The organism is Agriterribacter sp. (genome assembly GCF_035497235.1).
GTDB lineage: Bacteria > Bacteroidota > Bacteroidia > Chitinophagales > Chitinophagaceae > Agriterribacter.
Genome location: NZ_DATJEB010000028.1, coordinates 1 through 24,392, shown reverse-complemented (window position 1 = coordinate 24,392; position 24,392 = coordinate 1). Strand labels below are relative to the sequence as shown.

22 protein-coding genes are annotated in these 24,392 nt (G+C 42.3%); 20 read left to right on the top strand and 2 right to left on the bottom strand.

Going from position 1 to position 24,392, the window contains the following annotated elements:
* Window positions 1–53 precede the first annotated feature (53 nt).
* From VL121_RS07440 to tnpA, 5 genes are all read left to right on the top strand, one after another.
* Window positions 54–605, top strand: a complete 552-nt coding sequence (locus VL121_RS07440) for a cupredoxin domain-containing protein (protein ID WP_325403757.1) — start codon at window positions 54–56, stop codon at window positions 603–605.
* Between the two features lie 12 nt (window positions 606–617).
* On the top strand, window positions 618–2,060 hold the full coding sequence (locus VL121_RS07435; protein ID WP_325403755.1) for a cbb3-type cytochrome c oxidase subunit I: 1,443 nt from the start codon (window positions 618–620) through the stop codon (window positions 2,058–2,060).
* Complete coding sequence (locus tag VL121_RS07430) at window positions 2,027–2,779, top strand: thioredoxin domain-containing protein (RefSeq protein ID WP_325403753.1); 753 nt, start codon at window positions 2,027–2,029, stop codon at window positions 2,777–2,779. Before VL121_RS07435 ends, VL121_RS07430 begins: the two co-directional genes overlap by 34 nt.
* Before the next feature lie 211 nt (window positions 2,780–2,990).
* Window positions 2,991–3,374, top strand: coding sequence for a hypothetical protein (locus VL121_RS07425; protein WP_325403751.1), 384 nt, complete (start codon window positions 2,991–2,993; stop codon window positions 3,372–3,374).
* 278 nt (window positions 3,375–3,652) lie between these two features.
* Entirely contained in the window at window positions 3,653–4,114 is a 462-nt protein-coding gene (gene tnpA / locus VL121_RS07420; protein WP_325403749.1) for an IS200/IS605 family transposase, read from the top strand.
* 358 nt (window positions 4,115–4,472) lie between these two features.
* On the opposite strand, the gene VL121_RS07415 is transcribed toward tnpA, so the two are convergent.
* The gene (locus tag VL121_RS07415) at window positions 4,473–5,333 is read right to left on the bottom strand and encodes a zinc-dependent peptidase (protein WP_325403747.1); all 861 of its coding nucleotides are present in this window, start codon (window positions 5,331–5,333) and stop codon (window positions 4,473–4,475) included.
* 30 nt (window positions 5,334–5,363) lie between these two features.
* Window positions 5,364–6,641, bottom strand: a complete 1,278-nt coding sequence (locus VL121_RS07410; protein ID WP_325403745.1) for a DUF2130 domain-containing protein — start codon at window positions 6,639–6,641, stop codon at window positions 5,364–5,366.
* Between the two features lie 68 nt (window positions 6,642–6,709).
* Here VL121_RS07410 and VL121_RS07405 point away from each other — a divergent pair, with 68 nt between their 5' ends.
* The 15 genes from VL121_RS07405 (at window position 6,710) to VL121_RS07335 (ending at window position 24,179) form a co-directional block, all read left to right on the top strand.
* Complete coding sequence (locus VL121_RS07405) at window positions 6,710–7,582, top strand: sugar phosphate isomerase/epimerase family protein (protein ID WP_325403743.1); 873 nt, start codon at window positions 6,710–6,712, stop codon at window positions 7,580–7,582.
* Window positions 7,583–7,591: 9 nt separating this feature from the next.
* Window positions 7,592–10,468 carry a PVC-type heme-binding CxxCH protein gene (locus VL121_RS07400; RefSeq protein WP_325403741.1) on the top strand — a complete coding sequence of 959 codons (2,877 nt, stop codon included), beginning with the start codon at window positions 7,592–7,594 and terminating at the stop codon, window positions 10,466–10,468.
* 108 nt (window positions 10,469–10,576) lie between these two features.
* Window positions 10,577–11,926 carry a DegT/DnrJ/EryC1/StrS family aminotransferase gene (locus tag VL121_RS07395; RefSeq protein ID WP_325403739.1) on the top strand — a complete coding sequence of 450 codons (1,350 nt, stop codon included), beginning with the start codon at window positions 10,577–10,579 and terminating at the stop codon, window positions 11,924–11,926.
* Window positions 11,927–12,737: 811 nt separating this feature from the next.
* Window positions 12,738–14,081 (top strand): neutral/alkaline non-lysosomal ceramidase N-terminal domain-containing protein, encoded by a 1,344-nt coding sequence (locus tag VL121_RS07390; RefSeq protein ID WP_325403737.1) that lies wholly within the window; start codon window positions 12,738–12,740, stop codon window positions 14,079–14,081.
* 132 nt (window positions 14,082–14,213) lie between these two features.
* The gene (locus VL121_RS07385) at window positions 14,214–14,894 is read left to right on the top strand and encodes a hypothetical protein (protein ID WP_325403735.1); all 681 of its coding nucleotides are present in this window, start codon (window positions 14,214–14,216) and stop codon (window positions 14,892–14,894) included.
* 211 nt (window positions 14,895–15,105) lie between these two features.
* A complete protein-coding gene (locus tag VL121_RS07380) occupies window positions 15,106–15,393 on the top strand; it encodes a DEAD/DEAH box helicase family protein (protein ID WP_152269622.1) in 288 nt (95 codons plus the stop codon).
* 37 nt (window positions 15,394–15,430) lie between these two features.
* Window positions 15,431–18,205: a sugar-binding domain-containing protein gene (locus VL121_RS07375; RefSeq protein ID WP_325403732.1), complete on the top strand. Its 2,775-nt coding sequence runs from the start codon at window positions 15,431–15,433 to the stop codon at window positions 18,203–18,205.
* Window positions 18,206–18,282: 77 nt separating this feature from the next.
* Window positions 18,283–18,480: a type II toxin-antitoxin system RelE/ParE family toxin gene (locus VL121_RS07370; protein ID WP_325403730.1), complete on the top strand. Its 198-nt coding sequence runs from the start codon at window positions 18,283–18,285 to the stop codon at window positions 18,478–18,480.
* Window positions 18,481–18,490: 10 nt separating this feature from the next.
* Window positions 18,491–18,790 carry a HigA family addiction module antitoxin gene (locus VL121_RS07365; protein WP_325403728.1) on the top strand — a complete coding sequence of 100 codons (300 nt, stop codon included), beginning with the start codon at window positions 18,491–18,493 and terminating at the stop codon, window positions 18,788–18,790.
* 263 nt (window positions 18,791–19,053) lie between these two features.
* Complete coding sequence (locus VL121_RS07360) at window positions 19,054–19,449, top strand: hypothetical protein (RefSeq protein ID WP_325403726.1); 396 nt, start codon at window positions 19,054–19,056, stop codon at window positions 19,447–19,449.
* Window positions 19,437–19,751 carry an MmcQ/YjbR family DNA-binding protein gene (locus VL121_RS07355; protein WP_152269617.1) on the top strand — a complete coding sequence of 105 codons (315 nt, stop codon included), beginning with the start codon at window positions 19,437–19,439 and terminating at the stop codon, window positions 19,749–19,751. The genes VL121_RS07360 and VL121_RS07355 overlap by 13 nt, the downstream gene beginning before the upstream one ends.
* Before the next feature lie 543 nt (window positions 19,752–20,294).
* Window positions 20,295–22,187, top strand: coding sequence for an ATP-dependent nuclease (locus VL121_RS07350; protein WP_325403723.1), 1,893 nt, complete (start codon window positions 20,295–20,297; stop codon window positions 22,185–22,187).
* 182 nt (window positions 22,188–22,369) lie between these two features.
* Window positions 22,370–22,798 (top strand): TIR domain-containing protein, encoded by a 429-nt coding sequence (locus VL121_RS07345; RefSeq protein ID WP_325403721.1) that lies wholly within the window; start codon window positions 22,370–22,372, stop codon window positions 22,796–22,798.
* 25 nt (window positions 22,799–22,823) lie between these two features.
* On the top strand, window positions 22,824–23,195 hold the full coding sequence (locus VL121_RS07340; protein WP_325403719.1) for a TIR domain-containing protein: 372 nt from the start codon (window positions 22,824–22,826) through the stop codon (window positions 23,193–23,195).
* 9 nt (window positions 23,196–23,204) lie between these two features.
* A complete protein-coding gene (locus tag VL121_RS07335) occupies window positions 23,205–24,179 on the top strand; it encodes a caspase family protein (RefSeq protein ID WP_325403717.1) in 975 nt (324 codons plus the stop codon).
* Window positions 24,180–24,392: the final 213 nt, after the last annotated feature.

The window sequence follows — 24,392 nt, the reverse complement described above, 5'->3', positions numbered from 1 at the left end:
ATCGGCTCGATTGGTTAAATAAAATAGTTAAAAAGGCATAAAATCTTTTGATCATGCAAACATCCATCTTAATACTTTTTCTCATATTAACCGGACTGACCGTACTGGTATTTGTTTATGTTTTTACGACATCAAAAGGAAAAATATTCTCTGCAGAAGGGATTCGGAACGCTTTAAAAAAACGATTTTGGTTTATACTGATTTTGTTTGTATTACTGGGCTTTTCTGCCTGGGTTACGATTTCAAAATCTCCCTATTATTTTTTTGCGGATGAGGTGCCTTCTCATGTTATTCATGTGGCCAGTATGCAGTTTGCTTTTATCCTTTCAAATAACTCAATTGACCCTGATAGTCCCAAAGGGGTAAGTTCAATAGCGTTACCGAAAAATGAACTGATAGAGTTTCGGGTAACAAGCCTGGATGTGAACCACGGCTTTGCTATTTATAATGCTTCCGGCAGACTTATCGCTCAAACCCAGGCTATGCCGGGATATGTAAATCGCTTGAGATGGAAATTTACGGAACCGGGGATATACCATATCCTGTGTTTGGAATATTGCGGTATGGCTCATCATGGTATGAGAGCATCCATTACTATTAAATAAATAGAAATTAACATGGAAACAATAAAGGCTAAAAAGATTACTGCACTCTGGATTGTGGTGGTACTGGTGCTGTTTGTAGTCAGTATTGTATTGGGAATACTTATGCGACTGAATCAGGCTGAAATTATTCACCATTCACCCGTTACCTTCTACGGTAATATGACTACCCATGGATTAACAATGATCGGTATTTGGTTTGTTGCTGGAATGGCGGGCGTCAATTTCCTGATGCAGCGATACGTTACAGTGAGCCTGTGGCCAAATATTGCCGGACTTATCTTTACCGTAGTTGGATTAACCCTGCTTTGGGTTTCTACATTTATAGGAAATTTTCACGCTGGGTGGACATTTCTTTATCCACTTCCTTTTAAAGTTATGTGGGCCTCCTGGGCTACCCCAATGTTTTTGTGCTCGTTAACGGTGATGGGTGTGGGCTGGCTGATATGGAGTCTTGGTATGGTGATGCAACTTCTCAAACGGTATTCCATTTCCCAGGTTTTTGCCTGGCAGCATTTCCGCAAAAATCCTAAAGTTGAAACGCCGCCGTTTGTTCTGATATCTATGATAACGCTGGTGGGGATCATCGCCAGTTTGCTGGCAGCCGTGGTGCTGCTTGTTTTATACTTTATGGAATTATTTTCAAGCGGCAGTTTTGTAAATGATGCACTTTTAATGAAGAACCTCACTTATTTCTTTGGTCATACCATTGCAAATGAAATGCTTTATCTGGGATTAGCTGTTTTGTATGAATTATTTTCAGAAGTAAGCGGAAGACCAAAGTGGAAAACTACCTGGTATATTGCGGTGGCCTGGAACCTCTCCCTGATATTTATACTTACGGCCTTCTTTCATCATTTATACATGGATTTTGTTCAGCCTGAAGGACTTCAAATTGTGGGGCAACTTGCTTCTTATCTTGCCAGTCTTCCCGCAGCAGGTGTTACTGTTTTTAGTGTGATTATAGCCGTTTACCGTACCAGGATAAAATGGTCATTGACCAACCTGCTGTTTTTTATTGGTGTAGCCGGATGGGTAATAGGTGGATTAGGAGCGCTGATTGATGCTACCATTTCTAATAATTTTGTACTGCACAATACACTTTGGGTTCCTGCTCATTTCCATACCTATAACGCGATGGGAAATGTACTGTTTAGCCTGGCATTTTTTCATTGGTTTGCCATGCAATTTGCCAGCAATAACATCAGGGAAAGATTTACAAAAGCTAAACTGGGTTTGCTTATTCTTGGCGGAGCCGGCTTTCTTGCTGTTTTCTATATCGGTGGTGCCGAATCCATTCCCCGCAGGTATAGCAACTATCCGGCAGAATTTCCATTTGCTCAAATGTTGGCCTATGCAGGAGCCATATTTGCGACTATATATTTAACTGCTATCCTTTTCTTTTTCTTAAATATCAGTAAAAGATGTATAAAAATTATATTTTCATCTTCCTCATAGCACTGGTATTTTCCGCCGTTGATGTTATGGGACAGGTAACACAAAACGGTTGGAAAGAAGAACGCCAGATATATCAGAAGGTGTATGACGCAAAGCTGGTTATGGATGAGCAAAGAAGTACCACGATCCTCCAACTGGCTCAAACGAAACCATTGATAATAGCACTGGTATTTACAAGGTGTACAGGTGTTTGCAGCCCGTTTCTTCTGCAACTCAAAGAGAATCTGCAACTGATAGGGAAAAAGAATTTTAATGTACTGGTTATCAGCTTCGATGTGCGCGACAGTCTTAAAGATATGGCGATGCTTGCCCAAATATTTGATCTGAAAACAAATCCTCAATGGACTTTTGCAGTTACAGGTGCCATCGATAGTTTGAACAACTCAATCGGCTTTGATCCCGTATGGGATGCCAAGCGTCAACAATTTGAACACGATGCGATTGCAGTGGGTGTAAATACAGAAGGCATTATTACTAAAAAGCTGATCGGAATGCGAAACAGCAAAGACCTGGAATTGTTAATCAAAAGCAGTGAGGGTGAATTTTCACCTTCATACCGCCTACCGGGGAAAAGTAATTTATTTTCCTGCTTTAATTATAACCCTCAAACAGGAAAGAATATGCCCGGATTGGGATTGTTGTTTATATTGCTTCCCGCCGTGATTACCTTTTTGCTGTTGGTTTTTATTAACCTGCTGGCAAAAAATTACAGAACGTAAGCCGGTGATAGATATAGAAAAGCACTAACGATGGCTGTTCGCTATAAACACTCCGATGTATACAATACTTACTTCTGTACATTCACAAGCTATAACGGGTTACATTTATTTGAAATTACCAACTCCTGTGATTTGGTGTATGATTGGTTTTCTATATTAAAAAAATAAATGTAATAGTGAAATAATAGCCTATGTAATTATGCCCAACCATATGCACGGTATACTATACTTTAAAGAAGCCGGCTTTAATCTCAATAAAATAATATTTGACGGGAAACGGTTTATGGCATATGAAATGATTAGAAGGCTTGAAGAAGAAGAGGAAAATATCATACTAAGACTGCTATCTGAATCTGTTACCGAGAGGGAGAACAAGAAAGGGGAATTGCATAAAGTGTTTAAAGATAGTTTTGATGCTAAGCCTATTTTATCGGATAAATTTTTACATCAGAAAACAGACTATATCCATTATAATCCGGTAAGCAGGAAATGGCAATTAGTAGGCAAATATGCGGACTATGAATACGGCAGTGCCGCATTTTATGAATTAAACTATCACAAACATTTTATACCGTTACATTACAAGGATGTATGAGAAGTGTTATAACGGTTGAAGTTCATCGCCGGGGTCTCATGGCTAGCCCACAATAGCTCTTGATGAAGACCCCGGCGCGAATCAAACAGGAACACAGCAGGAGAAGGAAAACGATGTGAACCTATATGACCTATGATCCTATGTGTTAAGAAATAAAAACGAACACATAGAGACAGCAGGAAGATAGACACACAATAGAAAGAGAAATCCATAGAGTGTATAAAAAGATTAGTTCATATTTTTTACCTTAGTGTGGTTGTTAACCTAAAACACACTATATGGCAGGAACATTTTCGCAAATGTACATCCAGGTTGTATTTGCTGTAAAACACCGGCAGGCATTAATACAATCATTATGGGAAGAACGGTTGTACCGGTATACTACAGGCATCATTCGTAATAAGGACCAGAAATTGCTGGCTATTAATGGTATACCCGATCATATTCATATTTTGATAAGTATGAAACCCATCTGTTGTTTATCTGACCTGGTAAGGGAGGTAAAGAAGTCCACGAATGAATTTATTAATGAAAATGGATTTACAAAATCCAAATTCAACTGGCAGGGAGGCTTTGGGGCTTTTTCATACAGTCATTCACATCTTGATAATGTTATCCGGTATATTATGAATCAGAAGGAGCATCACCGGAAGCAAACATTTAAAGAAGAGTACATCACATTTCTGAAGAAATTTGAAATACCGCACGAAGAGCAGCATTTGTTTGACTGGCTGTATTGAAATGCATATAACATGACATTGAAGTGTTCGACCCCGTTGGGGTCGCAGTTTTTCTGTTTGTGTATATTTATAAACTTTGCATTCCATTGGGATGGAATACAGCATTAATTAAAATACTATTGGCTGGTTTGATTGAAATACATGTGGCATGACATTGAATTGTTCAACCCCGTTGGGGTCGCAGATGCTCTGTCTGTATATATTATAAACCTTGCACCCATTTGGGATGAGGGAAATCCCTCCATAGAAATTGGCAGCGGGAATTTGTATGTGACCCTGAAAGGGTCTAAGGTTTATAATCCTAATAATAGAAATGCATTGCGACCCCAACGGGGTCGAAGAAAAAGGAAACCTGATCCTATCCCTTCTCAAATAAATGATTGGGATAATTCAATGGATCCTGGTTGAGCAGATCGCACAACACCTTATACAACTCGGGATAGTGCAATTGCAAACGATCGGGGCTTTTAAAATAGATCTCTATGCTTTCCGCCCAGAATTCCTGGAAATCTTTGATCGCATATTCGGAATACAAACCAATTGTGAGGATTTTTTCTACATGATAAATTTTATCACCAATGGAATTGAACTTGCGGAAAGAATCTTTAAATTCCTTATCAATGCTTATTGCTGTTTCAAAGTTCTGGTAATACAGCGCATGCGCCATTTCATGTAACCCAACATTTTGCAGGTCGTATTTATTTTTGTATCCTTCCAGGAATTGTTTCCACGCAATATTAATGGTATTGCCTGTTACGTTACCGATCAGTATCCTGAATGGTTCCAGTCCAACAAAGGCTTCAGGAAAGATCTGTATGATATTGAAGTGAGACAGCAGGTATTTTCTTAAACCAAAAGTAAGCTGAATGGCAGCCGCGCTGATCAGGATGGGCATCTCCCGGTACCCTTTTTTATCATGTATAATGAATATTTTAGTATTAATGAATTTTCTGAGCCGGCTGATGAACTTTTCGCGGTCAATGTCTAAAAGGCGGTTATAATAGGAAAAATGTTTGGTAAGTACGGCATTCAATACTTCATCCGGAAATTCAAGTTCGTTGCCATTATATACCAAAGGGCATTTAATATGCGCTTCCTCCTGTGCAATTTTATCATGCCCCTGCTGATCGGTTGAATCGGTAAGGGTATGCCTGGCAGACCGTGTGAGTCGCCAGATTACTGCAATAACTAATATGATTGTTACTATCCAGGTAATCATTCCATTTGCTTGGGGACAATATATAACGTCTTAGCCCCCCAATAAATTATCCTTTTCCTCCTCTTCCAGCAAATTGAGGTCAATGGAGTCCTGTCCCGCAATACCTTCAATAGAGCCGCGTATATGTGCGGCATTTAATAATACTTTCTCCAGGTGTTTCTCCCTGGCCTTCCATAATTTCTCCATGGCATCTCTTTCTTTTTGAATGGACATCCGCATAGAGAGAAATCCTTCCCTTATGGCTTTCCATTGTTCAGCGAATTCCTGCCCGGTCAAATAATCATAGAGCAAATGCATTTTATCGCCCTTGTTTTCCTGCGACCGTGTGGCGTTATATATTTTAATGATACCATCCCGCAAAATATGAGCCAGAGCCCTCACTTCAGCAAAACTGCAGATCCACACACCATTTTTTTCTCCAAACTGTTCCATATCCTTTGGCATGGCCTGGGTAACAATTACGGCTACCTCGGCGCCCTGTGTGCGCATTTCCGCTTTCAGCTTTTCAATCCAGTCGTTTGCAAAGTGCTGTGCTCTTTTGCTTTCATAAATGATCTTACCGCATTCCTGTCCAAACTGGTTGCGTATGGTTTGAATGCAATCTGCACCCCTCGCGCCCTTACCAACCTCCATTATAACATCAAATGGAAAGCTGCCTCTCAGCAGGTTTTCCAGCAACAGTTCCTGTACTTCACCCTGCATTTGCATGGAGCCCTGTTCCGCTTTGCGTTTCATTTCATCCACCAGCTTTTTCTGGTCTTCTAATTGTTTCTCCATCTCCTTCATCCTTAGCTGGTATTCGGTTTCTTTGGCGCTTCCCTTTTGTTCTTCCAGTTTTCTTACTTCTGCTGAAATTTTTTCTCTTTCCGTCAATAGTGTTTGTTGAATACTAATCTCCATTTCCTGCTCTCTCGTTTTCAGGGCCTGTTCTTTTTTAAGGTATTCCAGTTCTTTATTGCGGGCTTCCTGCAGCTTTGTTTCATTATCCCTGTTGTTTTGTTGCAGCATTTGTAATTGGTTCTCAAAATCTGCGCTTATGCTTTTCCGTATGTTCTCCTCAAGCGATTTTTGCATCTTCACTTTTTCATCGGCTAACTTACCGGCATATTCCGCTTCTTTCTGCTGCACCTGTTGCAACAGCATTTGTTCTTTGCGCAAAAAGGCTTCCTGCTTTTTAAGCAGTTCTTCATCTTTTTGTTTTATATAAGTAGCCATCTTTTCACGTAATTCCCTTTTATAATCTTCAGAAACCGCATCTTCCATGGGAAATTGATGACCGCAATTGGGACATTTTATTTCAGTAGCCATTATCTAAATTTATGCAAGTTTACAAAACGTCTAAAAATTCGATATATTTAGTTTTCTAAAAAACAGGTATGATAACAAGGCGATTGCTGTTAAAAAAATCTTTGGTGCTTACTTCATTGCTGCAAACGGGTGTTTTTAAAGCGTTGATGGCGGCTGATGGTGCGGGCCGTTTTAAAATCGGAGCCTGCGACTGGTCTATAGGCAAAGGGAGCGACATTGGCGCTTTTGAGGTAGCTAAAACTATTGGATTGGATGGCATTATGGTAGATATGGGCAGTGTGGAAAACAACCTGCACATCAGGCAAAAAGAAATTCAGGATGCTTATCTTAAAACTTCGGCTCAAACCGGAATTGCTATTTCGAGTTTGGCAATGGGTATATATAACCGGGTGCCATTTCATTCCGATGACCGGGTACAGGAATGGGTAAAGGGTTCCATTGATGCGGCCAAAAATCTTAAGGTAAAGGTTTTGCTGCTGGCCTTTTTTAATGCCAGCGACCTGCGCAATGATGACGCCAGGAAAGCAGCGGCCATTAAACATCTACGGGACTTAATGCCCTATGCGGAAGCCAACGGTATTGTGCTGGGTATTGAATCTTACCTGGATGCAAAGGAGCATATGGAGATCATTGATGCGGTAGGATCAAAAAATTTAAAAGTGTATTTCGACTTTCGCAATACGGCTGATGCAGGTCATGACCCGATTGCTGAATTTAAAAAGCTGGGAAAAGACAGGGTATGCGAACTGCATATGAAAGAAAACGGATTTTTATTAGATAAAGGAACGGTAAACTGGAAAGGCGTAAGCGAAGCCATTTATCAAACAGGATATAAGGGTAGCAGGTGGATGCAGATAGAAGGCGCTATACCCAAAGGCGGCGATACAGTTGAAAGTTACCGTCACAATCTTGCCTACCTGCGCCAATTGTTTAATACTTAAAATATACGGATGAAATCAACCGGCGCTTTTACAGGCATTGCTTTTTGTATCCTTTTTTTTGCAGCCTGCCAGCCATCAAACCCAAAAGCCAGAACTGATCTGCCTTTTTATCTTCCCGATGACCTGGAAGTTACGTTATGGGCTGAAACGCCCATGTTCTATAATCCCACCAATATGGATATAGATGCGCGGGGCAGAGTGTGGGTAACCGAAGCAGTGAACTACCGCAATTTCAATAACGATTCCACTGCATTCTTTCATCATCCTAAAGGCGACAGGGTAATGATACTGGAAGATACCGATAACGATGGTGTTGCCGATTCTTCAAAATTATTTGTGCAGGATACCAGCCTTGTATCACCCTTAGGCATAGCCGTAATGGGAAACAAGGTGGTCGTTTCATGTGCTCCCAGTATTATTATATATACCGATGAAGATGGTGATGACAAGCCCGATAAAAAAGAAATTTTTCTGACTGGTTTTGGCGGAAAGGATCACGATCATTCGCTGCATGCGGTATTGGCCGGCGCCGATGGCAACTGGTATTTTAATACAGGCAATGCAGGTCCGCATATGGTAACCGATAAAAGTGGGTGGAGCCTGCGTTCGGGCAGTATATATACAGGCGGAACGCCGTATAATACCAAAAATGAAGGCAATTTAAAAAGTGATGACGGAAAAGTATGGGTTGGGGGATTGGCCCTGCGTATTCATCCGGATGGTACAGGATTAAAAGTAATGGGGCATAATTTCAGGAATGCGTATGAACTCACTGCCGATTCGTATGGCAATTTCTGGCAGAACGATAATGATGATGAAGTGGCGGCCTGCCGTGTATCGTGGCTGGCAGAAGGCGGAAATGCCGGCTACTTCAGTACAGACGGAACAAGAACCTGGCAGGCCGATCAGCGGCCCGACCAGGAGATATTTACAGCACACTGGCACCAGGAAGATCCCGGCGTAATGCCCGTGGGCGACCGGAGCGGGGCAGGAGCGCCTACAGGTGTGGTATTAAATGAAGGCGATGCGCTGGGAGAAAAATACCGCGGACTGTTATTAAGCGCCGATGCAGGAAGGAATGTCATATTCGGTTATCATCCGCACCAGGAAAAATCGGGGCTGGTGCCCGGCGAAAGAAAGAACTTCATCACCTCTTTAAGCGGGGATAATGCATTGTATGTATGGAACGACAGTGCCGCCAATACGCATAAAGAAAAATGGTTTCGTCCCAGCGATGTGGCTATAGGAACAGATGGTGCGATATATATAGCGGATTGGTACGACCCGGTTGTGGGCGGACACCAGATGCAGGATAAAAAAGGTTTCGGAAGAATTTATCGCGTAACGCCTAAAAACAAAACACTCCGTTCCCCGAAAATTGATCTTGGTACAACCGAAGGACAAATAGCAGCACTCCGCAATCCGGCTATCAATGTCCGCCACCTTGGGTTTCAGCAATTGAAGCAGCAGGGCGAAGGGGTTGTTGAACCTGTTAGTCAATTATTAAAAGATGAAAATCCATATATACAGGCAAGGGCGATATGGTTGTTGGCACAATTGGGACAAAAAGGCGTAGCGGCAACCGCAGCACTATTAAAAAGCGATAATGAAATGACCAGGACTACGGCTTTCCGTGCTTTGCGTGTAGCCGTTCCCGATATAATGCCCTATGCCGTGCAATTGCAAAAAGATCCTTCGGCATTTGTGCGCAGGGAAATTGCCATTGCGCTGCGGGATCTGCCTTTTGAAAAAACCAAACCCGTATTAATGGAGCTGGCCGGGCAGTTTGACGGCGAAGACCGGTGGTACCTGAATGCTGTGGCCGCAGCAATGGCCGGGCATGAAGCAGAAATATATCCCGAAATAAAACAATTGCTGGCAAATGATAAAACGCCTGCTGAGTGGGATAAAAAAATGAGCATGTTTGCCTGGCGTTTACACCCGGCAGTGGCTTTGCCCGATCTTTTGCTGCGTGCCGGTGATGCAGCGCTTGATGCTAAGGAAAGAAGGGCTGCTGTTACCGCCATTGCGTTTATAAAAGATAAAGGGGCGGCTGAAACCATGCTGGCGCTAAGCAAAAATAAGTTACCCGATGTGGCCGAACAGGCTTCCTACTGGCTTTCCTTCCGCCAGGGCAACGATTGGTATGCGTTGTTAGACTGGAAGAAATTGAACATCAATACCGGTTATGAACGGAAATTGGCTGCCATGAAAGCAAGATTGCTGGCTGTGCAGGATGAACACCTTTCATTAGGCGCAAGAAAAGGGCGGCTGGAGCAAATGGCAAAAGATTCATTAGGCGGCCAACTATTGATTGGTCTTGCTTCGGAAAATAAATTTCCAAAAGAACTGGTCCCTGCTATGGAAGAAAGCATTTTCAAAAACCCCGACCTAACAGTAAGGGTGCAGGCAGGAAAGTATTTTAAGCAGGCCGGCGTGCAAAAAAATTATTCCATAACTGATATTGCCGGCATAAAGGGCGATGAAAAAAATGGAAGATCCGTTTTCGCCAGCCATTGTGCTTCCTGTCATAAGGTTGGGCAAACCGGTAGCAGCATTGGGCCGGAATTAACCAGCATTGGAAAAAAGTTTGATAAGACCAGTTTGCTCGATGCCATCATTCACCCCAGTGCGGCTATACTATTGGGTTATGAACCCTGGCTCATCAATACAAAAGATGGGGGTTCCTTTTTTGGCTTTTTGATCAGTGAAAATAAACAGGCCGTAATTGTAAAAGATGTAGCCGGGCAGCAACATACCATTGCAACGGATAAGATCAGCTCAAGGCAAAAGCAAAACAAAAGCCTCATGCCGGAACCCGCTGTTGCCGGCATATCAGAGCAGGAGTTGGCAGATGTAGCAGGGTATTTACTGGCGGGTAAATAGGGATATGCTGACTAGTGTAAATCTATTAGCCCCTCTCCGGGCGGAGAGGGGTTGGGGTGAGGCTTCAACCCCCCAGTTTATTAAATAATACATTTTAAATCTATACGCATGCAAAGCAACTTTAACCGCCGGAAATTTATCAATACCATTTCCATGGCAGGAGCGGGGCTGGCTATAGGAGCACCGCATATCGTAACGGCAAATGCAGGTAATGCAAAGCCCGCGCTTTTGGGCGGTACCAAAGCATTTGCTCCAACATTCCCGGGCTGGCCGGTATACGGGCAACCGGAGGAAAAGGGATTGATGGATGTACTGAAAAGCAAAAAATGGGGCCGGTTAAACGGCAATGTGATGGCTGCCTTTGAAAGCGCATACGCGAAACAGTTAGGAACTAAACACTGCCTTGGCGTTTCCAGTGGCACCAGTGCCCTGTACACCATGCTGGGCGCCCTGGATATTGGTCCCGGCGATGAAGTGATCATTCCCGTGTATACATTTATTGCCACCTACAACGTGGTGGTGCTCAATTACGCCCTGCCCGTATTTGTGGATACCGATATAGAAAGCTTCCAGGTGGATGCCGGTAAAATTGAAGCCGCCATCACCGCTCAAACTAAGATCATCATGCCGGTGCATATCGGCGGCTCGCCTGCCAATTTAGATATCATCATGGAGATTGCCGGTCGCAAAAAAATTCCTGTAATAGAAGATGCCTGCCAGGCACATTTGGCAGAATGGCGCGGAAAAAAAGTGGGCACCTATGGGTTAGCCGGAGGTTTTAGCTTTCAGTCGTCGAAAAATTTAAACTGTGCCGAAGGCGGGGCTATTGTTACCAATGATGAATCCTTTGCCAAAACCTGCTACTCCTTTCACAACCAGGGGCAGGGAGGTCAGCACGCCGCCTACAATCCCGGTGTGGGTACCCGTGGCACCAATATGCGGCTTACCGAATTCCAGGGCAGTATTTTGCTGGCGCAGATGACCCGTCTTGCAGATCAGTCGAAACGCAGAACGGAAAACGCTGATTACCTCAGCAAATTATTGAATGATATTCCGGGCATTACCCCGGCTAAATTGTATGAAGGCACTACCGCAAGTGCTTATCACCTGTATATGTTCCGCTATAATAAAGAGCATTTCGCGGGCTTAAGCCGTGCAAAATTCCTCGAAGCATTGAGCGCGGAAGGTATTCCCTGCTCCGGAGGTTATGGCATGATCAACAAAGACAGCTATGTTACCGGTCTCGCCAAAAACAAACACTATCTTAAAATATACGGTGAAAAAACCATGCAGGAATGGTTAGCGCGCAATCAATGCCCGCAAAACGATATACTGACCACCGAACAGGCGGTATGGTTTTTCCAGAACATGTTGCTGGGCAGTAAAACGGATATGGATCAGATTGCCGCGGCTATCCGTAAAATACAAAAGAACGCAACGGCGTTGGGTAAGGGGTGAGGGTTGTGAGTGGTGAAAAGTGAATGGTCGGTAGTCATTACAGACCCTTCCTTCGTCAGGGTGACAGGCAGTGGGTTGTTGCTTTGGCTTTGTTTTAAATGCTCAACGGCTTTACTGCTGTTTTATCATGCTGACGCAGGAAGCATCTGTACCTCTCTGTATCGTCATGGTGAGGAACGAGCCATCTGCGATGGTTGAACCGATCCAGACCCTTCCCTGCTTGTCGGTAGGCAAGCTGCGTCAGGGTGACAGGCAGTGGGTTGTTGCTTTGGCTTTGTTTTAAATGCTCAACGGCTTTACTGCTGTTTTATCATGCTGACGCAGGAAGCATCTGTACCTCTCTGTATTGTCATGGTGAGGAACGAACCATCTGAATCGTAAATGATAATCGTAGTAATATGACTGGAGTGAAGGTGGATGCTTCCCTGCCTGCCCTTTAGGCAAGCTGCATCAGCATGACAGGCAATAGTACGAGGTTGAACGTTAGTGCAAAAGCGGGACCCGTATTCACTGCTTGTCATGGTGAGCCCGCCCGCCGTGGCGGGCAACGAAACATCTGTACCTCTCTGTATTGTCATGGTGAGGAACGAACCATCTGCGATGGTTGAACCGATCCAGACCCTTCCCTGCTTGTCGGTAGGCAAGCTGCGTCAGGGTGACAGGCAGTGGGTTGTTGCTTTGGCTTTGTTTTAAATGCTCAACATTTCTACTACTGTTATCATTACCAGCCTGCCGGCCGGTAGTCCAGCTTCGTTGGAATGACAAACGACAGTAAAAGGAATTTTGATTAGATTTAATAAAAAATGCGCGCATGAAAAAAATACTCATCCCCATACTTACCATGGCCCTTGTATTAATAACGGCAGGGTCGTGGGCCGGAGACATGAAAGTGGGTATTGGCCGCAAAGCCATTACGCCGCAGGGAGATGCCTGGTTAAATGGTTACGCCAATCCCGCCAGGTTAAAACCAGCCACCGGCATTGCGCATGATCTTTGGGCCAAGGCGCTTGTTTTTGAGGAATCGCCCACCAGCAGGGTGGTGATCGTTACAACGGATCTGCTCGGCTTATCGCACGAAATATCGGCAGATATCGCCCAAAGACTGAGCGATAAATACGGCATCCAGCGTTCACAATTATTATTGAATTCATCGCATACCCATTCGGCTCCCATGGTTTGGCCGGCAGCCGGTATGTTTTATTACAAGCCCGATGATATGCAAACGGTATACAAATATACCCGGCAACTGGTGGAAGATATTATAGCGGCCGTAGATATGGCGATGACCGATCTTGCGCCCATGCAGGTATGGAGCGGGCACGGGGAAGCAGACTTTGCCTTCAACAGGCGCGACCCTAAATTAACAATCCGGCCCGTGGATCACGATGTGCCCGTACTTAAAATTGCTACACCCGGCGGTGAGCTGAAAGCTGTATTGTTTGGTTATGCCTGTCACAATACAACGTTACCCGGCGACTACACCGAAGTGAACGGCGATTATGCAGGTTATGCGCAAATTGAACTGGAAAAAATGTATCCCGGTACTACGGCTTTGTTTTTCCAGGGTTGTTGCGGCGATATCAATCCCAATCCGCGGGGTACAGTAGAACACGCTATGCAGCATGGAAAATCACTGGCCGAATCGGTACAAAAAGTGCTCACAGGAACATTGAAGCCGGTTCGTGCGCCTATCACTACCCGTTATGAAACCGTGGAATTGGAATTCCTTCCTTTTGATTTGCAACTGTATCAAAATGATATGGTAACCGGTGATGAATATGTGCAAAGGAGAGCGAAGCTGATGCTGCAGGCTTATAACAAAGGATGGGATGTAAGCAAGTACAATTATCCGGTTCAGTGTATACGTTTCGGCAAAGACCTTACTATTTTGGCCATGGCGGGAGAAGTGGTGGTGGATTACGGCTTATGGGCCAAGCAGACCTTTAAAAATGAAAATTTATTTGTAGGCGGGTACAGCAATGAAGTGATGTGTTATATTCCCACCAAAAGAATATTGGATGAAGGCGGATACGAAGCCAACAGCAGCATGATCTACTATGTACTGCCGGGTCCTTTTGCCGACAATGTGGAAGAAAGGATACAGGGCGCTGTAAAGCAGGTGATGAAAGGAGTAGGGGTAAAACCTTCGAAATGATACCATGCCGGCATCCAGGTTTGGTAACCATCCTGTAGCCCGTTGCAAACCACCCCAATATTTTGTTCTTTCATTTTATATCCTATGCAATGGTTTATGAATAATATTTTCAATGGGTTTTAAACCATTAAAATGATGGATATTCTTAACTGGCTTATAAACAATTCCAATTTTATTGCTGCTGTTATCGCCGCCATTGCCATATGCGTTAGTTTGTATACGCTCAAAAAGCAGGATACACTGTCCCGTACATTAGCCAGCAGTGATTTCCAGGCTACTCAAAAAGTAAAATCAGACATTGCAGCATTGATCGCTACTTTACGAGTTTTTGTAATTAAAGCACAAATTATAAATGAGGATAAACTCTTCAGCAATGCTTCCAAGCGCACAATCGCCGGCATTTCGGGCGATAAGGAAAAGCTGGAGGATTTTTTGTGCAGTACAACTTCTTTTGCGCTGGCCAGTTGGATCATGCTGCTTGAAAAAAAATCAAAAAAACCGCTGAAAGAAATACAGGATTGGCGAACGATAGCACTAATGCTCGGGTACACTTTATATTCTGTTGAAGCGTATGAAAGCGGCATGTGGGCGCAAAAATCACTTTGTTTGTTAGAGACACTGAATAAAAAGGATATATCGCAGATCAGTGAGCTGCTCGATGATCTTCCCAAAGCCATTTATACTATGAATACAAATGCGGAGTATGACAATGCTTTAATAAGAGGAGCGAAATCTGCTTGGTGCAACACCGTTCAGGCAGCAAGCGGCGCTCCGGTTCCCGAAAGTGATAACGAAAACCGGAACAACGGCTAAGTTTTTGCTGCATAACCGCGGATGCAGTTTAATAAACTTTAAGTTTAGGGGGAAAGTACAAAAAAAATTACAGGTCAATAAAAAACATGAAGCCAGCTTCAAATAAATACAACCAGCTACCTGACAGCATCGGTCTTACCATTGAACAGGCAAGGCAAAATGCTTTTAAAGCAGTAAATACAGAATTGGTTAAAACTTAAAATAGTTTGTTATGATCATCCTTCAAATTGAACACCCGGTGCCTGATTTTAAGCAATGGAAAAAGGCCTTCGACAGCGATCCGTTAAACCGCAAACAGTCGGGCGTTCGCCGTTACCAGGTGTTACACCCCATCGGCAATACCAATTACGTAATGGTATCGCTTGAGTTTGATACTGTACAGGAGGCGGAACAAATGCAGAATGCATTAAGAAAACTATGGAACCAGGTGGAAGGTAAAATTATGAAAGATCCCAAATCAAGGATTTTTGAGGCAATAGAAAGTATAGCACTGACCTGAGCCCCGTGATTTTTATTTCCCAATCTTTTTCTTTTATATGACAAAAGTAAAATGCGCTTTTCTTGTTATTGTTGTTACAATGATGACGGGAGCATTACACAGCCAGGTTCAAAACCTTGCAGGACAATGGAAGTTTAGGCTTGATGCTGATAATAAAGGTTTGGAAGAAAGGTGGTTTGATGCGCAACTGCCCGACAGCATTGAATTGCCGGGCTCCTGCGAAGAGCGGGGCTTTGGTATTAAAAACACAGTGAAAGATCCGCACCGTTTAACGAGAGCAATAAAATACGAAGGCAAAGCCTGGTACCGCCGCACAATAACAGTACCCGCATCATGGAAAGGAAAAAGAACAGCACTTTTTTTAGAAAGATGCCATTGGGAATCATCATTGTGGATAGACGGCGTTCCCTATGGTTTGCGGAACAGTCTTTCCGCCCCGCATGTGTATGATCTCGGCCTGCTGAACCCCGGCACACATACTATAGCAATCTGTATAGACAATACTTACGGCAGCATTCCTATTGGCACCTGGGGCTTTGCCATTACAGATGACACACAGGGAAACTGGAACGGCATTACCGGGCGGATGGAATTGCGGGCTACCGACCCAATATGGATCAGCGATATACAGGTATATGCAGACCGCCTGCAGGTGAAGCTGGGAAATATCACAGGGAAGAGTCACCAGGCTGTTTTGCAGAACAGACAGGTAACCGTACCTGCTGCAGGAGCTATCATAGACCTGCCCTTCAAACCCGCTGCACCTGTATGGGATGAATTTTCACCTGCCCTTCATACGGTGACGGTTACCCTTAGTTCGGGGAGATTCAAAGATAAAAAGAGCATGAAGTACGGCATACGAAAGTTAACAACTGCCAAAGGCCAGTTTGTTGTTAATGGGCGGCCTGTGCTCATGCGTGGCCCGGTGAACGAATGTATTTATCCTTTAACAGGATACCCGCCCATGGATAGAGCTTCGTGGGTGCGTGTGCTGGGCATTTGTAAATCATACGGCTTTAATTTTATGCGTTTCAATTCCTGGTGCCCGCCCGAAGCTGCTTTTGAGGCAGCGGATGAACTTGGTTTTTACCTCCAGGTGGAACTTCCTTTCTGGTCAATAGATGCTCCTGTGTTTGGCGAACACCCGCTCCGAGACCAGTTCCTGGCAGATGAACTGCAGCGCATTCTTCAAACCTATGGCAACCATCCTTCCTTTGCGTTTATGGCAATGGGCAATGAATCGCCCGGACCCTTTGAAGTATTGGTTAACAAAGGCAGGAATACAGACACCCGTATGTTGTACCGCTGTCAGAACGGAGATACCATTACCAATGGCGATTTCGCGGAAAGGGGAACGGAGATCGGGCAGCGTGGCGTTAAAGGTCCGCGTACCGACTGGGACAGGTGGTCGCTGATCAAAACTGCGGAGACGGAAAAATACAGGTTGTCGTCATTGCCAACCTTTGCACACGAAGTAGGTCAATGGGCCAGTTATCCTGATTTTGACCAACTGGAAAAGTTTACGGGAACGCTCAAACCATATAATTACGAAGGGTTCCGGCATTCACTCGCAAAAAATAATATGGCCGATCAGAACAAAGCGTTTGCACAGGCAAGCGGAAAGTTCGCCGTGTCGCTGTATAAAGATGAGATAGAAGGCTGTTTGCGTTCCTATCCTTATGGTGGTTTCCAGGTTGTGGAAGCACGTGATTTTCCGGGCGAAGGATGTGCCATCATTGGCTGGCTGGATGCATTCTGGGATTCAAAAGGATTGATAACGCCGGCTGAGTTCCGTCGTTTTTGCGGGCCGGTAGTATGTCTTTTAAGCATGCCGCAGCGGATCTATACCAGCGATGAGCTGTTTACCGCAAAAGCCATGCTTTCCAATTACGGACCTGCGGCGCTGCGATCTGCTGCCGAATGGAAGATAACCGATGAACAAAATAATGCAATAGCCTCCGGAAGTTTCGCCGGCAGCACAATGCAGCAGGGAAAAGTGACTTCCATCGGGGATATTAAGGCCTCCTTAAAGAAGGCGCATTCCCCTTCCCGCTTACTGGTTACCGTTAGTGCAGGCGGCACATCCAACAGTTGGAATATATGGGTATATCCTGCAAAGCAGGTTGCTGCAACGCCTGATGTGCGTGTGCATTATGCTTTTGATGATGCGGCCCGCAAAGACCTGGCAAACGGAGAGCGTGTGCTATTGTTTTCTTCCCCCGCTGAAGGGTTATATGAAATTAAAACTGCGTTTATGGGGCCCGATAGTGTGCGGCAGTTTCCTCCTGTATCCAAAGGCAGGAGCGCAATAGCCGGCACTTATATGCCCGCTTTCTGGAACATGCGGCTTTTTAACCAGGCAGGCACACTCAGCGTGCTCTGCAATCCGCAACACCCGGCGCTGGCCGGCTTTCCTACGGAAGCACACAGCGACTGGCAATGGGCCGACCTGCTGGGCCGATATACGGCGCAGGCATCGTACGGTATTGCAGGCGATGCAGCAATGCATGAATGGGACGACCGGTTTAACCGGTCGAAGTCGGTTGTACTGAATGAAACACCGGCGGATTACCGTCCTATTGTGCAGGTGATTGATAATTACGAAAGGAATTATAAACTGGGGATCATTTTTGAAACCCGTGTGGGAAAGGGTAAGCTCCTGATCTGCGCGCTTGACCTGGATACGGATACCGGTAAGCGTCCTGCGGCGCGGCAACTGAAAGCCAGTTTACTGCAATATGCGGCAGGAGAAAAATTCAATCCCACGCATGAACTTTCCATTGAACTGCTGGAGAAGATCCTCAGCTTTTAACACCCGGCATCAGCCCGTTTCATTACCATTTTTAGAAATTTTAGGATCAGTGCAATAGTAAAAGAATATTTTTGCAGATGGGAAGAAGAAAATTGAGAATGCTTAATAACTCCGCTGATCTTGCAGACTTAAGAATTCCTCCTTCCAACAGACTTGAAAAATTATCCGGAAAGCTTAAAGATTTTTATAGCATTAGGGTAAATGATCAGTGGAGAATAATTTTTAAATGGAATTCAGGCAATGCTTTTGAAGCTGAAATAATTGACTATCATTAAACAAAGTAAAATGGCAAAACTTAAAAATATACATCCGGGTGAAGTACTTCTTAAAGAGTTCCTTTTACCATTGAATATTTCTGCATACAGACTTGCAAAAGATGTTGAAGTACCTCAGACCCGTATTTCTGAAATCATAAAAGGTAACCGGCGGATTACTGCCGGTACTGCGCTGAGATTCAGTAAATATTTTGGAAATTCTGCAAAATTCTGGCTTGGTATGCAAGCCGATTTTGATATAGAAGAAGAGCTTTCCAATAAAGCTTCTTCGATTCAATCTATCAAAACATTCAGTTCCAAAGTAGCATAACGGCGCCCTCCAATCTGGAGCCCATCGTTAACGTTTCGCACCTTTTGGAAATTGAGTAAAGAAAACGCGCGAATGGGATTTACATAGTCTGACACTTTGAACTTTCGGCGAATAATCTCTGTATTTGCCGCTAAATAATTTATCCGGCAGACACACTTTTTTCATCTTTTTGTTGTTACTTCATCTTTTGTTCTTCAACCGGCTCATCGCTCATCCTTAATCGTCTGACAAGCTCCAAACCTAATACTTGCTTAAAAAATAAAATGCAGTTTAAAACATCAATACATATTTTGCTGGGATTGCTTGTTGCGGTAATTCTGTTTCATATCGCTGTGATCGCTAAAGCAATTCCTTATAAGATCGCCTGGGGCGGGCGACTTGAAAATGATCAGGAAATGTATGTTTTTGAAGCCATCTCCATTTTGATCAACTTATTTCTGGGACTTGTGCTGCTCATGAAAGCCAGCTATATAAAATTCCGGTTTAAGAAAAAAGCAATAGACGTAATACTATGGATTTTTCTTGCTTTATTTGTTCTGAATACGGTTGGTAATCTTTTCGCAAAGACAAACTTTGAGCAATCATTTGCTGTTTTGACTTTTGTTTTTGCTGTTCTTATCCTGATGATTTTGAAACCCAGGCAGTCATGGTTACATTAGAACAAATAAGGGCAATCGCTTTGGCATTGCCGGCGGTTACTGAAAGTTTACATTTCAGGCTACCTACTTTTAAAGTGGGAGACAGGGGATTTATAACGGTTCAGAAAGACGCGGCCATTATGGCCTTGCCGGAGCTTTTGGCTGAGTCCTTATCAAACAGCGAACCTGAAAAATTTGAGCTGGTTCGCAGAAACAGAAAGTATTTTGTAGGACTAAAAGCAGATTTAAAAAATACCGGCATTGCCGACCTGAAGCCGCTCATACAGGAAGCATATAACTTTAGAAAGACGGGAAAGAAGTAGATCATTGTTTTTTGGTGGAAGCATAAATCTGTCTGGTGCGGTCGGCATCCGATGAAGGAGTTGTCGCGCCGGGGTCTTCACAGCCGGGCAACTGTGTGGCGGCGAGACCCTGACGCTATAAAACTATTAAACTTTTGTGCTGATCCGAAGTTGCCCGATGCGGCCGGTATCCGCCGCGGCGGATCAGCCCGCGCTAACAATGCATGCAGCAAATCTATCAAAACCTGGTTTCAACCGCGAACGCAATAAATCCGCCATCCGCATGGCAATACCTGCCAAATACTAAAAAAATGCCTGTTTTTAATAAAAAATGAATAGGTTTGAAACAGTTTCAATCCGCACTACTATAACCCGGCAATCAACCCGTATCATTCCATTTTTAGAATTTTTGGACCAGTGCAATAATGAAGGAGTAATCCTGTTTAAACGTTTGTGGACGCTTAGAAGCGGTTTAAGCGTTTATAAATACTTATAAATATTTTAAAAATGAAGCGTATTGTGTAAAGCAATGTGTTACCAGCAATTTAATAGACACGACAACTAATGATAAGCATTCCAATAAACATTACAATTCCAGAACTTTGGCAGACAAAAACTTTTAGAAAAAACGAATGGGGAGAAATCAATTTAATAGTGGGTCCGAATGGGACAGGAAAATCGTTATTTTCTGATGAATTAAAAAAACAACTCGTACGTAATGATTACAAAGTCAGATTATTAAACGCCGAGCGTTTGTCAGGTTTGGAAAAAACAAATTATCAAAATTTTACTGGGTTAGTTCCAATTGCTGGTAGTTTTGATAAAGGTTTTGATTTATCAAAATTCAGTTCATTAAAATCTAGCGGAGAACTATTTGGGCTATCATCCGATGCTTTTGTAATCTTAAAAGAAAGACTTGATATTAGGGTTAGAGTTGAAGCACTTTTATCAGATATCTTTAGTAAAACAATTCGTTTAGTAGAAGAAGGAGGCTATCTCAAACCTAAAATTCAAAACAATTCGGGTGGTGGAGAATATGGACTTAAAGAAAAAGAATGCCACGGATTGAAAGAATTATTAACACTCTTAACTTTTTTATATGACGAAAGTAAAAACTGTGTAATTCTTGATGAACCAGAGCTACATTTACATCCACAATTTCAATCTTTTTTACTTAGCGAAATAAGGAAATTTGCAGGAGATCCAAAAGTAAATCCAACCAAAAAACTTTTTTTTATTATTACTCATTCGCCATACTTTTTAGATTTAAGAAGTATTAACGATTTAAAAAGCATTCTTGTTTGTCATTATAATGAGCCACCTAATTTTGTTGATACTTTAGATGTTCAAGATGAATATATTTTAAAGAAATTTTTACCTCGTTTCAATACGCATCATAAGCAATTTTTCTTTTCACCAAACCCAGTTTTTGTTGAAGGATATACCGACCAACAAATAATTACTTTGCTCTTTGACAAACTTAATTACAACATTAGTGCATCAGGTTCAAGCATAATTGATGTTGGTGGGAAAGACGAATTAGCTGTATTTTTCAGGCTTTGTAAAAAGCTAAATATTAAAGCAAGAATTATTGCAGATTTAGATGCTTTCTTCAAAGGCAAATTAAGAGAGGTTGCACAAGAAGACGAAAACTGCGTTAAGTACATTCAAGAAAATGGATTAGGAACAGACTTTGGAAATCTTATTGGTGAATTAGACAGAAAATTAAAATCCGTTGCAGATGAACTAATAACTAAAACTACAACCGATATTGAAGTCAATCATATTATTGAATACTTAAAACCAATTATTGGAATTGCAGACAAAAGAAATTCAGTAATTACTTCTATGCTAATTGCCCTTATAAAGTTTAAGGACAGAGTATTTGTTGAATTATCTTTATCACATCATGGGGAGGTAAATTATATCCTATCAAGAGCCAAACACTTACTGGAAGCTTTTAAAGCTGCGAATATTTTTATTTTTCCAAATGGTGAAATCGAACATTATTACACTCAGACCACTATTGATTATTTGAATATCACCGATAAAGAAAAAAATAATTCGTTCCATACTGAGCGAGATTATATTTTAGCTTGTAATGATGTAACAGAATTGGAAACCAGTTATAATGAACTTATTCCTGTATTAAAGTCTTCCATTCCTCAAATTAAAGTTGATTTAAGCAAGCATTTAAAATTTCAAGTAGTTGAATGGCTGCAAACTGTTCAAAGAGCAATTTCAAAAGGTGATGTAACAGACATTGATGCTCTAAAAACAGATGCTAAAATAGATTATAAACTACTCAGCCAAATAATTGAAGTAATAGACCTAAAGATTGAAGAGGATAAAAGATTTGTTTGTAAAATAAAAATTAGTAAGTCTTTGACGAACATAGACCAAGAAATATCTTTTACAGAAACAACAATACCTCACAGTTTTGAATTTAAAATCTAAACTGCTGGTAACACGCTTGGCAAAAAATCGGTTTAGTGCTAAATGATGCTTTGTGCTTCGTATCAAGTTCAGTGCTGGCACACAGTTTTGTGCTTCGAAATCCGCTTCTTCGCCAAGCGCCACACCTTTAGGCGTCATGCTATGAAGATCATGCAACCATTCGTAGATAAAACACGAATAAAATGGGACTTTTAGACTGGCTATTTGGCAACGAAGAAACAAAAAAGGAAACCCGGAAAAGAGTGTTTATTAGCTTTGCAATAGAAGACGTTGAGTATCGTGATTACTTAGTAGACCAAGCAAGAAAAAAACATTCTCCATTTGACTTTATTGACATGTCGGTAAAAAAGGAGTGGAACCAAAACGAATGGAAAAAGAAATGCAGAACAAAAATTAAAAAGTGTGACGGTGTAATCGCTTTACTAAGCAAAAACACTCATAAAGCAGGTGGTGCAAAATGGGAAATGAAATGTGCAAGAGAAGAGAAAGTGAAAATAATAGGTATGCACATAAAGAAAAATGAAAAAGGTGCAATCCCAGCAGAGTTACAGGGAAAAAGAGTGATATTATGGAATTGGGATAACTTAGAAAAATTCATAAATGATTTATAAATTAACCAAGTAAAAACTAAATAGCATGGCAGACGAAAAAGTTTTATTTATTGCATTTGCGATTGAAGATGAAAGACAAAGAGATTTCTTTAAAGGACAATCATTGCATCCAAGAGCACCCTATGAATTTATTGATATGTCTGTAAAAGAGCCATATAGCTCAGAATGGAAAGAGAAGGTACGAACTAGAATTAGACGTTCTGATGGCGTTATTGTTTTAGTAAGCAAAAATTCCCTTAATTCTATCGGACAAAAATGGGAAATAGAGTGTGCAAAAGAAGAGAAAAAAAGGATTTTAGGAATATGGGCATACACTGACGACCGAACTAACATTGTTGGTGTGAATACTGTGGTATGGTCGGACACCAATATTTCAAATTTTATAGATAGCCTGTAATACGTTGTTATGAAAATTGCATTGATAATCGGAATAAATCACTATCCATACGGCGGAGACCTTTATGGTTGTGTAAATGATGCATATTCAGTAAAAGGGATTTTGGAACGAAATTTTGACGGTTCCGTAAATTTTGATTGTAAATTATTGACGTCATCAAATGCAAAAGAATCACTTGACCGAGGAGAGCTGAAAGATGCCATCGTACAGTTATTCGCAACGAAAGCTGAAATTGCTCTTTTGTATTTTGCTGGACACGGACACATTGAAATTACTGGTGGCTACTTACTTGGTAGTGATGCAAAAAGAGGTGATGATGGGATTTCTTTAAATGACATTTTAGTTTTAGCAAACGCATCTAAAGCTACTAACAAGGTAATTATTTTAGACAGTTGTCATTCAGGCATTGCAGGAAATGTTCCTAATATTAAAGATAGTGCATTGATTACTGAAGGCATTACAATTTTAACAGCTTCTACCGCTGACCAATATGCATCTGAAAAGAACGGCAGCGGAGTCTTTACAACACTACTGGTAGACGCTTTGAGTGGAAGTGCTTCAAATATTTTGGGCGACGTTACACCTGGAAGCGTTTATGCCCACATTGACCAATCACTGGGTGCTTGGGAGCAAAGGCCAATATTCAAGACAAACGTTAGAAACTTTATCCCATTGCGCAAAGCTGCGCCATCAATTGAATTGGATGACCTAATACTTATTAAAGACTTATTTCCAACTGCGGGTTTTGAATTTAAACTTGACCCGACTTACGAACCCGAAATGAAGGGACGGGATGAAGGAATGCCAGACCCAATTGTCGACAACACGAAGACTTTTGCAATTCTTCAAAAGTTTAATAGACTCAACTTGCTAAAACCAATAAATGCACTACATATGTGGAATGCCGCTATGGAAAGTAAGTCTTGTAAGTTGACAGCTTTAGGAGAACATTATAGAAAACTTGCAGAGAATAACAGGATATAGTACGGCATATAATAACTAAGCTTTCGTTGCGTCCGAAGGACGAACAATGAAAGGTTGTTGAACGGAACCTACTGTAATGACAATTTAATTATGCAACATAATGTTTTGATAATTTTTTATCAGCATGCTGCCGGGTGAATTTCCACTCTATCGTGCATTTGTTTTCATTTCTATCCTGAGTCCACTTTTCTAATGCTTCAGACAGCTTCTCTT

Bases quoted from the DNA above. Each gene is read 5' to 3' on its own strand.
- VL121_RS07440 (WP_325403757.1), top strand. From the start codon at position 54: ATGCAAACATCCATCTTAATACTTTTTCTCATATTAACCGGACTGACC.
- VL121_RS07435 (WP_325403755.1), top strand. From the start codon at position 618: ATGGAAACAATAAAGGCTAAAAAGATTACTGCACTCTGGATTGTGGTG.
- VL121_RS07430 (WP_325403753.1), top strand. From the start codon at position 2,027: ATGTATAAAAATTATATTTTCATCTTCCTCATAGCACTGGTATTTTCC.
- VL121_RS07425 (WP_325403751.1), top strand. From the start codon at position 2,991: ATGCACGGTATACTATACTTTAAAGAAGCCGGCTTTAATCTCAATAAA.
- tnpA (WP_325403749.1), top strand. From the start codon at position 3,653: ATGGCAGGAACATTTTCGCAAATGTACATCCAGGTTGTATTTGCTGTA.
- VL121_RS07415 (WP_325403747.1), bottom strand. From the start codon at position 5,333: ATGATTACCTGGATAGTAACAATCATATTAGTTATTGCAGTAATCTGG.
- VL121_RS07410 (WP_325403745.1), bottom strand. From the start codon at position 6,641: ATGGCTACTGAAATAAAATGTCCCAATTGCGGTCATCAATTTCCCATG.
- VL121_RS07405 (WP_325403743.1), top strand. From the start codon at position 6,710: ATGATAACAAGGCGATTGCTGTTAAAAAAATCTTTGGTGCTTACTTCA.
- VL121_RS07400 (WP_325403741.1), top strand. From the start codon at position 7,592: ATGAAATCAACCGGCGCTTTTACAGGCATTGCTTTTTGTATCCTTTTT.
- VL121_RS07395 (WP_325403739.1), top strand. From the start codon at position 10,577: ATGCAAAGCAACTTTAACCGCCGGAAATTTATCAATACCATTTCCATG.
- VL121_RS07390 (WP_325403737.1), top strand. From the start codon at position 12,738: ATGAAAAAAATACTCATCCCCATACTTACCATGGCCCTTGTATTAATA.
- VL121_RS07385 (WP_325403735.1), top strand. From the start codon at position 14,214: ATGATGGATATTCTTAACTGGCTTATAAACAATTCCAATTTTATTGCT.
- VL121_RS07380 (WP_152269622.1), top strand. From the start codon at position 15,106: ATGATCATCCTTCAAATTGAACACCCGGTGCCTGATTTTAAGCAATGG.
- VL121_RS07375 (WP_325403732.1), top strand. From the start codon at position 15,431: ATGACAAAAGTAAAATGCGCTTTTCTTGTTATTGTTGTTACAATGATG.
- VL121_RS07370 (WP_325403730.1), top strand. From the start codon at position 18,283: ATGGGAAGAAGAAAATTGAGAATGCTTAATAACTCCGCTGATCTTGCA.
- VL121_RS07365 (WP_325403728.1), top strand. From the start codon at position 18,491: ATGGCAAAACTTAAAAATATACATCCGGGTGAAGTACTTCTTAAAGAG.
- VL121_RS07360 (WP_325403726.1), top strand. From the start codon at position 19,054: ATGCAGTTTAAAACATCAATACATATTTTGCTGGGATTGCTTGTTGCG.
- VL121_RS07355 (WP_152269617.1), top strand. From the start codon at position 19,437: ATGGTTACATTAGAACAAATAAGGGCAATCGCTTTGGCATTGCCGGCG.
- VL121_RS07350 (WP_325403723.1), top strand. From the start codon at position 20,295: ATGATAAGCATTCCAATAAACATTACAATTCCAGAACTTTGGCAGACA.
- VL121_RS07345 (WP_325403721.1), top strand. From the start codon at position 22,370: ATGGGACTTTTAGACTGGCTATTTGGCAACGAAGAAACAAAAAAGGAA.
- VL121_RS07340 (WP_325403719.1), top strand. From the start codon at position 22,824: ATGGCAGACGAAAAAGTTTTATTTATTGCATTTGCGATTGAAGATGAA.
- VL121_RS07335 (WP_325403717.1), top strand. From the start codon at position 23,205: ATGAAAATTGCATTGATAATCGGAATAAATCACTATCCATACGGCGGA.